Below are 10,776 nucleotides of genomic sequence, written 5' to 3' on the forward strand. Positions count from 1 at the left end.
CTCATGCTGCCTCGACACGCGCGATCCGCAATGTCCCGATCAGATCGAGATAGCGTGCTGCCGTGGTGTCGATGGTGTCCGGATGACGTGCATTCGCGCTGAGCGAGTGGCGCAGATCCGGGTTTTCCGCCATTCGACGCATCGCCTGGGCGAGCGCGAGCGGATCGTTCGGCGGAACGGTGAGGCCATTGACCTCATGTTCGATCATTTCGGCCATTCCACCGATATTGCTGCATATGACGGGACGGTTCTGTCCCTGCGCTTCCTGAATGACAAGCGGAGCGTTTTCCCACCAGATCGATGGCATGATGGCGCAATCGACGGTCTGGATCAGTTGGGCGATGTCATCGCGCTGATAAGCACCGCGCCGCTGGACGAAAGGATATGTCTCGGCAAAGAGCTGCTCGATTTCACTGACGAAGCTTTCGCTTTGAAAAGGCGCTGCACCATGTACGCGCAGTTCGAAATCGAAGCCTTCCGATATAAGCTGCCGTGCTGCTTCAAGCAGCACTGTTGCGCCTTTCCATGGATTGAGATTGCCGAAATAGCCGAAGACCGGCCTCCCGCGCTCCACATGCCGTGTTTCGAGGGAAGGGCGCTCCGGTTGACCATTGTGAATGACGCTGATCAACTCTTCCGCGAGACCCCATTCCACATAGCGTTGCTTGAGAAACTCGCTCGGTGAAACGAATGCATCGACAGCGCTCAGGAGCGATTTGATATGCCGTTCGCGCAGCACGAATTTATCGAGCGCAATGTCCTTGAAACAGGCATGGCAGCGGTCGGGACTTGCACCATGGCAGAGCTCCTTGCCCGTGGTGCGGACCATCAACCCATCATGGTGGCAGATGGGATAATAGTCGTGCAAAGTCAGCACGATACGGCAATCCGGCAAAGTGCGGCGCACAATATGCGGGAATTCGGCGCCGAGCAAAAGCAGATGGTGGAGATGCACGACGTCGGGTCGGAAGTCCTGCAGCAGTTCGACAATGTCGGGAACAATCCCGTAAAGGTCGATCTGGCTCATATAGAAGCGGTCGAAATGACCAGACCAGAGCAGGATTTCATCGCCGCCATTGCCAATGCTCTGGAAGCTTGTTCCGGGGCGGGCCTCGCGGTGCACCTTGTTGGTGGCGCCCATGAAGATGGCTTCGCAACCGGCGCGCTGATAGGCGCGAAACAGGTCGTGCGCAAAAATTTCCGTTCCGCCGGGATGAAGCGACGGGTGATTATGTGCCGCGATGAGGACACGTTGGGCCATCAGGCAGCACCTCGCGAAGCGATGAAAATATCCTGATAATGATCTGCCTCGATGCCGCGCCAGTGACCGAAGGATTTTGCTTCGAGCGACAGTTTTGCACCGGCAAGTGCACGGTCCAGAAAACCATTTTCAAACCCGACTGCCGCCAGCGGCGGCAGTTCCGGCACGAACCAGCATGGTCCGCTGCCATGGCGCTCGAATGCAAGTCGCTTGTCACGTTTACCGTGACGGTCGCGCGCCGCCACATCGTCCACGACGAATGCGGTCATGAACAATTTTCCGCCGGGAGCGAGAACGCGGGAAACCTGTTCGAGATAGGTTTTAACTTCGTCGGACGGCAGATGGGTGACGACCGACGTCATGATGACGAAGTCGAAACTCCTGTCAGCGAAAGGGAGGACGAGACTGAGCCCGTTGACCGCCCCTTTGGGATTATAGAGGTCATGTGCGATATCGATATGGCGGAACTCGAAGTTCGGGTAGCGCGACGTGATGTTCTGGCGGCACCAGTTCACGCCGCTTGCCACGGGATCGATGCCGGAATAGAGGGCTTTGGCCGGGTCGAGATATTGCGTCAGCGGCACCGCCATGCGACCGATGCCGGAACCGATATCGAGCACGCGCGCGTCGGGCCGAAGGCCGCCCTTGCGAATGAAATGCCCGAGAAACTCTGCTCCGACCGCGCGATAATCGCCATCGCCGACGAACACGCTGTTCGGATCGGGCGAGGGCAAGAAGCGGTTTTTCAATACCGACTGCATCAGCCAGTCGATCTGCGCATCCGGTATTGCTGGTTTGGCTTCCGGTTCTGGCTGTTTCAGCGCTACCACGTCCGTCAAGCGGCGCTCCTTTCAGATTTGGTCATGATGACATTCGACAGGTCGACAGTGCGCTCTTGTTCCTGCGGCAGAGCCATCAATTCGGTAATGTCGTCGTCCCAGCGCTGCGTATGGAGCCAGGAATTGTATTGGCTGGCGAGGCCGCGCATGTAATCCGCGCTGCGGCGGATCGAGCGGCGCTCGAAATGGTAAAGCGCTACGGAGGGCTCGTAGAATATCTGGAAGCCAAGCTGCCTGATCTTCAGGCAAAGATCGCTGTCCTCATAGTCGCCGATAACATAGTCTTCCGTATAGCCACCGACGAGATCGAAGATATCCTTGCGCGTTATGAGACAGGCGCCGGTAACGCCCGGCACTTCACGCGGACGGAGTGCCGGTGGATAGTTACCCGGCATGCCCTTGTAATAGTGATGGTTGAGCCAGATGCCCTGACGGTCGCGGGCGAAATAAAGCCCGCCATGCTGAAGCGAGCCGTCCTCGAACAGGAGGCGAGGGCCGATTGCCCCAAGCTTGGGCTGATCGAACAAAGGCTGGATCAGTTGCTGCAACCAGCCATGTTCCGCAGGCACGACGTCGGAATTCAACATCACGATGGTTGTTCCGGTCGCAATGCTGGCACCTGCATTGCAGGCCCGCGCATAGCCGCCATTGCGGTTCATGATTGCCAGCTTAAACGGCATATCGTGCAGAATGTGCAGCCCACCCAGCATGTGCTCAGTGTCGTCCTGAATTTCAGGAGAATCCAGCACGAAGATGAACTCTGCATTCTCCACCAGCCACGGGTCTGTCGCCATGGATGAAAACTGGAAACGCAGGAAATCAAGGTTGCGATAGAGCGGAATAACGATGGACGCGAGCGGGGAGGCAGGCGTTGTTCCAAATTCCTTCACCTCGGATATGTGCACCGTTGCAGCGAGCTTCTTTTCAACTTCGGTGAGGGCCGGTCCCAGAATATGGGAGAATACGTGCGGCCTTGCCTGTTGCGGCGGCACGGATCGCAAAATGCGGTTGCGCTGCGCTGATGGCTCGAAGGGCTGCGGTGCGGGCACCAGAGGAGCGGTCGCGCCGGAAGCAAGGCGCAACTGAAAACGTGGCTGCAAGAGGGGGCCAAGATTCTGCACGGAAGGAAGCCAGGCGACGAAACCCGTCACATCCTGCTGGGGGACGTCTTCGCGCTTGGCCACCTTGCCGGGAAATTTGTGGAAGTTCGGCTTCAGCGACAATGCGCTTCCGTTCTCCGGGAGATATTCGATATCCGCAAGCATGGCGGCGGGATCATGCATCCATCCACCCACGATCAGTCCGCCATCGAGCGCCAGAGCGAGATCGATTTCAGCGGCCGGATGGGTGGCAGACTGTGCAATCTGGCGGACGGGCAGCGGCGTGCGCGTTTGCAAATCAATGGCGACTGCCGCACCCGCAGGGCTTAGCTTGCCGAGCTGGCGAACAAGAAATTCCCGCAATGCGCCATTGCCCTGCCATTTGGTCCACCATTTGGCAAAATCCGTTTGTTCGCTAACGCTCGCAAGCTTGCGAACGGCGACACCTTTCTGACCCGTGAGCACCAGCAGCAGCGATGAGGGCAAGTCTTGCGCTGCTTCCAGCAGAAGATGGCATGGCTGCCAGGCGTTGCGCGCTTGCCTGCCCACCACAAAGCGTGGTGGAATGACCATCACGCTGCCGGAAGTGATGCCATAGATAGCCGAAATCTCGCCCAGCATCGGGTCGACCGCTGTTTCAAGGAGGTGATGTCCCTGAACAGGTTCGCCGCAATGCTGGGCCTCGCGCGGTTCCGGCGTCAATGCGAAAGTCAGGTCCCGCACGAGGGATGCGAAAGTCTGGTTTCGCGAAAGCCGGAAAGTGCTGCGCCACGTGGTCAGAATAGTGGTGAGAAGCTTGATATGTCCGGGGAGCGTCAGATCGCTTACGACATATTCAACATCGAAAGGGGCGAGTTCCTTGGCCGGATATACGACCGCATGCGCCGTCGGGCCAAGAGACCCCGCCGAGAGCGAAAGTTTCGTGGGTTCACTGCCGGTACGCATGGCCCAGAACATGCGCAGGCCGCCATTTTCGAGCGGAATGCCGACGCTCAGCAAGGGGACCGGCTGAACCGGCATTTCAAATGTGCATTTGGTGGTCGTGCGAGCCGGGCCTGGAATATCCCAGATGACCACAGCCACATCGGCGCAAAGACGGCAAATGGAGAGGTTCTCGGTTTTGCTTTCAATGTCCGCCGAATGGTCGAGGTTCAATGTGTGGCCCTTTCATTCTTGCAGAAAAGTTCAGCTTGCAGGAGGTCCGGATACCCAACGGGGAAGTTGGGTATCCGGCGAAGTCGAAACGTGCCCGGCGGGAGGATTGCCGGGCACGCTCTCAATTGTTCAATCAGTGAACAGTGAAGTACTGGTCGGGATGAGCCTGTACATCGTCTGCATTGGTGTTCACGAGGGTAACGGTGTCGCCATTGCCGAGGTCGACAACGACATTGCCACCAACCTGCGTGACACGGTCGGCAAGATCGTCTGCGGAAGAGATATCAAGACCATTGATACCCTTCTGAATCTGCAGAATGTCTTCGCCGGGATTGAAGTCGAGAATGACGTCGTTTCCGCCGCCACCATTGAACAGGAATGTATCGCTGCCATTTCCGCCGATGAGAACGTCGTTTCCAGCACCGCCATCAAGGATGTCGTTGCCGTTCCCACCGTAGAGAATGTCATTATGTGCGCCGCCATAGAGCAGGTCGGAGCCGTTGCCGCCCTGGAGAATGTCATCTCCATTGCCGCCATACAGCACGTCGCTGCCATTGCCGCCGCTCAGGACGTCATTTCCTTCATTGCCGAAGAGAATGTCGTTCCCGTTTTCGCCGAACAGGGTGTCGTTACCCGTGCCGCCGAAAAGGATGTCATTCCCGTTGCCGCCGAAGACGGTGTCGTTACCATCGCCTCCGAATACGAGATCATCACCGCCATGGGCACGGATGAAATCGTCAAAGCGGGAGCCGAACAACACGTCGTCGTAGGCGCCGCCTTCTAGAGTGGCCATCTGCTTCTCCTTGTGTTCCTGTAGGGGTTTCCACAAGCCGGAATGCTCCGACCATTATGCTCTTAGTAGTCTGCTCTGCATTATGTGGAATTGCAACATCGTCATTTGGTATAATTACGGCATGTGTAAGTAACAAATTATTACCATTAATTTATATTTCAGTTCTGTAAACATAAATATGAAATCTATTTGCAGTCATTATAATTTATATTTGTTTTGTGTTTACGCAGAAATTGATTCTAAATTTGAATTATCTGGCCAAGAAGAGGGGAATGTGAAAATATTTCAACAAGATGACGCCGCGCATGTCATTTCATGCGCGGCGACGCTTCTTTCGGGAATTTCAACCTATGATCGAGTTTTACTTTTCAATTCTCTGGATATTAATCTTCGCGGAAGGCCCGGTTCAGGCTGTCCGTGATGGGGGAAACCAGATAATCGATGGCGCGACGTTCCTTATGCACGATGATGATTTCAGCCGGCATACCGGGATAAAGCCGGGCGGTCGGATTTGCGGCGAGCGATGCCGGAGTGATTTCGGCACGTGCCACGAAAAATGCGGTATCGGTCTTCTCATCAAGTGACTGATCGGCGGCGATATAGGTCAGCTTGCCATCCAGCGGCGCCATTGACCGCTGATTATAGGCGGTCAGGCGGATTTGCGCACCTGCGCCAACCGAAATGCTGTCGATATCACGCGGGCTGATCTTCATTTCGACGACGAGGGGTTCGTTTTCAGGAACGATATCCATGATCGCTTCGCCCGGTGCGATGACGCCGCCCGGCGTACGCAGCCGGATGTTGGCTACAATCCCGTCTTGCGGCGAGCGGACTTCCACGCGCCGCATCACATCCTTGGCCGCGACGATACGTTCCTGCACATCGGAAAGCTCGACCTGGCTCGATGTGATTTCGCCTGCAATTTCGGATTGGAGATCGCTTTCGATTCCAGTCAGGGCAAATTCCGCCCCGGCTTTCGCCTGCTCGGCTTTCGCCTTGTCACCGGCATACTCGCCTCTGTCGCCGGCGAGCTGGCTGAGACGCGTATCGATTTCCGTAAGCTTCGATTTCTGGGCAAAACCCTTTTCGACGAGGCTGGCAATCGCCTTGCGCTGATCGCTGATGAGTTCGATTTGCCGGTCCGTCGCGGCTATCTGCGCGGTCGATGCCTTGGCTTGCTCCGTATATTGCTCGATAGTTTTCTGCTGTATGTCGATCTTGCTCAGTTTTTGGGCAAGTCGCTTCTGAAAGAAGATGTTTTCGGCGCGAATGGCATTCTGCGCGTTTTCACCGCCCTCGGCAAAGCTGGCGGGAAAGCTGATCTCCTTTTCCCCCGCCTGTTCGGCGCGCAGACGAGCGAGTTTTGCGATCAAGCCGATGCGCCTGCTTTCAAGGGACTGGAGGTCGGAACGCGCCTTTGTGTCGTCCAGTCGCAGAAGCGGTTGGCCGACCTTGACGACATCGCCTTCCTGCACCAGCAGGCGATCAAGAATGCCGCCTTCGAGATGGCTGATGGTCTTGCGTTTGGAATCGACGATGACCGTGCCCATTGCTACCGCCGCACTTCCAAGATTGGCAGAATAGGCCCAGGCGAAGAACCCTCCGAAAGCGACGCCGATCGTTGCGAGGCCTGCAATGATCAGCCCACGCAGGGGCGATCTTGAATCCTCGCGCTCCAGATCGAGCGCCCATTCAGGTTTGACGCTGCCAAAACGGGTAAGAGCTTGGTGATCAGACGATTCTGCCCGCGGCGCGAGCAGGCTGGAAACACGACGAGGAATAATCGATTTGCCCATCATGCGTTTGCTGCTCCCATTTGCGGGCCATTATTGGCAGGTGTCAGTGAGGCGACCACATCCGTGCGCGGCCCGAACTGCGAGATACGGCCGTTTTCGAGCACAAGCAGTTTGTCGGCGACCTGCATGATAGATGGCCGATGTGCGATCATGATGACAATGGCGCCATCGTCGCGCGCGTGTTCGACCGCCCGGATGAGCGCGCGTTCGCCGACCGCATCGAGATTCGAATTGGGTTCATCGAGAACAATCAGCCGCGGGCGATTGTAGAGGCAGCGTGCAAGGCCGATTCTCTGGCGCTGCCCCCCGGACAATGTCAGGCGGCCGTCGCCCACCGGGGTATCGTAGCCAAGCGGCATGCGGCCGATCATTTCATGCACATCGGCCAGACGTGCGGCTTCCAGCACGCGATGCGGATCGCTGTCACCCATGCGGGCGATATTGTCCTTGATCGTTCCATCCAGCAGCGAGACGGACTGTGGGAGATATCCCGCAATCTCACCGAAAGAACCGCGTTCCCAGAGATAGACATTGTTTCCGTCGAGGAAAACGCCGCCGGAGGTGGGTTTGACGATGCCTATCAGCAGTCGGGCAAGCGTCGATTTGCCTGCGGCTGATGGGCCGACAACCCCAAGGACTTCACCCGGCGAGATCGAAAAGGAGATGCCCTTGATGATGGGGACATCCACGCCGGGTGCGGCATAGATGAGCTTGTCGATCACGAGGTCGCCGTTGGGGCGCGGCGTCGGCATGGTCTGGCGTACAGCCAGGTTTTCCGAAAGCAATGACTGGACGCGCTTCCAACTGGCGATTGCACTGACCCACTGGCGCCAGTTTTCCACGATTCGGTCAAACGGCATCAGCAGGCGACCGATGATGATGCTGGTCGCGATCATTGCGCCGGGCGTGATTTCCTGCTGCATGGCAAGCAGCGTGCCTATGCCGAGCGATCCGATCTGGATGATGAAACGCGCCGTGCGGGCAATCGAGGAGAGGGCACGGGCGCGGGTTCCGCCAAGATCGAGCACTTCAAGCGCCTGAACCTGCATCGTGCGCCAGCGGCGAGCGAGGGCCGGAAGCATGCCCATGGCTTCGATGACTTCGGCATGCCGCAAGCTGCTGCCGATCTTGGACACCGCTTCGATGTTCGCCTGGTTCGCCTCCTGAATGAGATTTCGGGTAAGGAGGTCGGTCAGCACGCCGCACGCAATCAGGATAATGACGGCGACGAGACCGATCACGCCCAGCATGGGGTGGAGCAGGAACAGGACGCCGAGAAAGATCGGCGACCACGCGGCGTCGAGTGGAGCATTGATCGCCGGTGAGGTGAGGAAACTGCGCAACTCGTTGAGGTCGCGAAGCGTCTGAGTCGCTTTGGGCATACCCTGATTCACGGATGCCTGCACCGCTGCCGTCAAAACCGCCAGATTCAGGCGGCGCACAAGTGCGCTGCCCATGGCCTGAAACGACAGGGAGCGGATGAATTCCAGCACCCCGAACACGAGCATGGCGCCAATGGCGAGCACGGTCAGCATGGTGAGCGTGTCCATGCTTCGGCTGTTAAGCACCCTATCATGAACCTGCAACATGTAGAGAGGTACAGTGAGTTGTAGCAAATTGATACAGGCGCTCAGCACCACTGCATAAAGTAGTCCCGACAGGAAAACGCGGCGGGCCTTGAAAATCAGGCCTTTCGGCGTAGTTACCGAATCGTCCTGCCCCTTTTTGTGTGCAGGGCTCTTGCCAATCGAGTTGATTTCGCGAGTATCATTCATACGCTATCTGCCTTGGAATGGTCACAGGTGGCGGATATCCCTAAAAACTGTGTGCTAGTTCTCAAGATCAGTAAAGTAATACTGCAGAGAATGTGACAGAAAAAAGGTTCTTACGGCGGGGAAATGCGAAAGGAGCAAAGAAAATATAACTGCAAATTTCTTCAAAATTTGAAGTAAAATTGAAAATGGAGAGCAAAAGATGCAAAAACTTCTACACGAGGGAGTGGAAGTCGAAACATCAGTCGATGGCTTTACTGCCGTTGATTTTCCTGAAGTTACCGCCGAAAAACAGGAACGCAGACATCCGGTTCATACAGTCGTTATCACGCATTTCGAGCTGGCCCGGATGATAGAACGAGTGAACCGCCGCTTTGTAAGCTTGCTGAAAACCGAGCTGACGAAGTTAGGCGTGGAAGATATCGGTCCGGCCCAGACCCTGGTTCTGATGGCTATAGGCGATGTCGAGCTCACTGTGGGTGAACTATTGGATCGCGGGCATTATGTCGGGTCCAACATTTCCTATTATCTGAAACAGCTTACCGATGGTGGATATGTCGACCGTGTAACCTCGCAGAGAGATAAACGGTCTGCCCGTATTCGCCTGACGGACAAGGGTGAAAGGCTGTGTGCAAGCTTGCGGAATGCGAGCCGGTCCTACAACCATATCCTCACCCGCGATGATGACGATCTTCGCAATCTGGAGATTGCCTATCAGACACTGCACAGACTGGAACTCGTGTGGGGTAATGCCGCACGGTTTGGCATTTGATGTGTTGCGATTATTTTCGGCTGCCAGCCGAACACGTTTCGTAACATGCGTATAGCATTTGTGCACAGGCGCGGTTTCGGTCAGTTCGCTGCGTTAGCCGAGAATCTGGCTACGAGTGGACATGATGTAAGCCTGATCTGCGAGACAGTGGACCGTCGCCTCCCAGCGGTCCGCGTCATTCGCCACCGAGTAGAATCTGGTCCTCGCACCGGCGGTGCGATGGCCAGATATCTGGAAGTACCCGATCACCACACGAGGATCGGGTACCGTGTGGCCGAAACCCTGGAATCCATGGCCCATCATGGTCAGGCACCCGATATCGTCGTCGGTCATATTGGCTGGGGCAGCATGATGTTCGTCAAGGACGTGCTGCCCTCAGTTCCCGCACTTGGCTATTGCGAGTTTTTCTACCGCGCCAATGGTGCCGATGTCGGTTTCGCACCGGGCGACCGGCCCGATATTGAAACCCGCAAGCGCCTGCGCCTGCGTAACATGGCGCAGCTGGTTACCCTTGAGGGTATCGACGGCGGATTCAGCCCGACGCATTGGCAAAAGAGCCTTTATCCGCGTTCCGTTCAGAACCGCATTGCCGTGGTTCACGAAGGGGTCGATACCAAACTCTTCTATCCGGATCGTCACGCAACGATCCAGCTGCCGGACGGACGGACGCTGAGGGCAGGAGAATCGCGCGTAATCACGTTTGTCGCGCGCGATCTCGAACCCTATCGCGGCTTTCCTCAAGCGCTGGAAGCTGCGGCCAAGGTCATCCGGCAGAACGATGATGCGATCTTCGTTTTTGTTGGCGGCGATGGCGTCAGCTATGGAACCCCGCCGCCCGGCGGCGGCTCGTGGCGCGAGCATCTCGTCAGGAATCTTGATCTGCCGCCGGATCGAATCGTGTTTGCCGGCACGATCCCGCATGCCCAGTTGCGGAAACTCTATCAGATATCGACTGCCCACATCTATCTGACTTATCCGTTTGTCCTGTCCTGGTCGGTCGTGGAAGCGATGGCATGCGGCGCACTCATCATCGGTTCGGATACGCCCCCCGTGCGGGAGTTGATCCGCTCGGGCCAAAACGGGCTGCTTGTACCGTTTTTTGAGCCGGACGTGTTGGCGGAAGTGATCATGAACGTGCTTCGAGACCCCGATGCATGTCTCCAGATGAGAGCTGCAGCACGACGAACCGTGGAAACCCGGTTCAGGTTGTCGGATTGTTTACGGCAGCAAAAAACCTTGATCGAGGCAGTATTGAACGGGCGGTAGCTGGTATGTGGCGACAATCGGG

At 56.8% G+C, this 10,776-nt stretch carries 8 protein-coding genes; 2 read left to right on the forward strand and 6 right to left on the reverse strand.

The genetic code is table 11. From position 1 onward, the window contains the following. Position 1 precedes the first annotated feature (1 nt). The 6 genes from ACS5UA_RS16660 to ACS5UA_RS16685 form a co-directional block, all read right to left on the reverse strand. Positions 2-1,261, reverse strand: coding sequence for a glycosyltransferase family 4 protein (locus ACS5UA_RS16660; protein WP_273771010.1), 1,260 nt, complete (start codon positions 1,259-1,261; stop codon positions 2-4). Then, the gene (locus tag ACS5UA_RS16665; RefSeq protein ID WP_273771009.1) at positions 1,261-2,100 is read right to left on the reverse strand and encodes a class I SAM-dependent methyltransferase; all 840 of its coding nucleotides are present in this window, start codon (positions 2,098-2,100) and stop codon (positions 1,261-1,263) included. The genes ACS5UA_RS16660 and ACS5UA_RS16665 overlap by 1 nt, the downstream gene beginning before the upstream one ends. Next, positions 2,097-4,355 carry a glycosyltransferase family 2 protein gene (locus ACS5UA_RS16670; RefSeq protein ID WP_273771008.1) on the reverse strand — a complete coding sequence of 753 codons (2,259 nt, stop codon included), beginning with the start codon at positions 4,353-4,355 and terminating at the stop codon, positions 2,097-2,099. The genes ACS5UA_RS16665 and ACS5UA_RS16670 overlap by 4 nt, the downstream gene beginning before the upstream one ends. 133 nt (positions 4,356-4,488) lie before the next feature. Continuing rightward, entirely contained in the window at positions 4,489-5,148 is a 660-nt protein-coding gene (locus tag ACS5UA_RS16675; RefSeq protein WP_006470323.1) for a calcium-binding protein, read from the reverse strand. Between the two features lie 383 nt (positions 5,149-5,531). Beyond that, positions 5,532-6,947 carry an HlyD family type I secretion periplasmic adaptor subunit gene (locus ACS5UA_RS16680; protein ID WP_176072949.1) on the reverse strand — a complete coding sequence of 472 codons (1,416 nt, stop codon included), beginning with the start codon at positions 6,945-6,947 and terminating at the stop codon, positions 5,532-5,534. Further along, a complete protein-coding gene (locus tag ACS5UA_RS16685) occupies positions 6,944-8,719 on the reverse strand; it encodes a type I secretion system permease/ATPase (RefSeq protein ID WP_273771007.1) in 1,776 nt (591 codons plus the stop codon). Before ACS5UA_RS16685 ends, ACS5UA_RS16680 begins: the two co-directional genes overlap by 4 nt. Positions 8,720-8,918: 199 nt before the next feature. On the opposite strand from ACS5UA_RS16685, the gene ACS5UA_RS16690 reads away from it, so the two are divergent. Both ACS5UA_RS16690 and ACS5UA_RS16695 read left to right on the forward strand, forming a co-directional pair. Then, a complete protein-coding gene (locus ACS5UA_RS16690) occupies positions 8,919-9,488 on the forward strand; it encodes a MarR family transcriptional regulator (RefSeq protein ID WP_006468694.1) in 570 nt (189 codons plus the stop codon). Between the two features lie 45 nt (positions 9,489-9,533). Beyond that, the gene (locus ACS5UA_RS16695; RefSeq protein ID WP_273771006.1) at positions 9,534-10,754 is read left to right on the forward strand and encodes a glycosyltransferase family 4 protein; all 1,221 of its coding nucleotides are present in this window, start codon (positions 9,534-9,536) and stop codon (positions 10,752-10,754) included. The last annotated feature ends 22 nt before the right edge of the window (positions 10,755-10,776 follow it).

This window comes from Brucella sp. RRSP16 (assembly GCF_052246815.1).
Taxonomy (GTDB): domain Bacteria; phylum Pseudomonadota; class Alphaproteobacteria; order Rhizobiales; family Rhizobiaceae; genus Brucella; species Brucella intermedia.